The 593-nt window shown below is 55.3% G+C and carries 1 protein-coding gene; it reads left to right on the top strand.

Features of this window, described 5'->3' with window-relative positions:
- The coding region (locus AC1RPN_RS08120; protein WP_481763703.1) for a hypothetical protein at positions 1-593 on the top strand (593 nt) is incomplete at both ends.

Raw genomic sequence — 593 nt, 5'->3', positions numbered from 1 at the left:
CTGCCGTCGTATGACCAGGAAACGCAGCAGTTTGACAGTACGAAGTACGACCCGTGGTATGCACACGCGCAGCATGAGAAGGATAGCGGCGTCGAGCGCGACGACCAGCTGATTCAGGTCGGCCGCAAGTTCTACATGAACGCACTGTTCCGACACCTGCAAAAGCAACAACCGAGCACCAAGATTAAGCCGACGAGCACAGAACGCGAAACCGGATTTAAGGACAAGGATTCGGATACGTGGACTCCGTGGCAAGTGGTTGCCCTGTCCCCGACGCTGATCGGAAAAATCAAAGAGCTGAAAGGTCTCAACACCGTTACCTCGAAGAAGACTGGGGCTACGAAGACCTACAGTGTTACGGACCCGAAGTTTGGCCGAGACATTCGAATCTTCTTCGATGGTTCGAAGGCACCCGCAGATCAGTATCAAGTGATCCCGGCAGACACGCGCAGCGCGCTCGACGAGGAAGAACTCTCATTCCTGCGCTGGGATACTTCGTGCCTCGCAGCGGAGCCGCTGTCGGATGAGGAAACGAAGCGTGAGTTCGAGTCGTGGGCAAAGCGTAATGGAGTGAAGCTTAAGAAGGGTAAGGC

Source organism: Dellaglioa sp. CoH-57-MRSF-20 (assembly GCF_056781955.1).
This window is presented reverse-complemented; position numbering and strand designations above follow the sequence as displayed.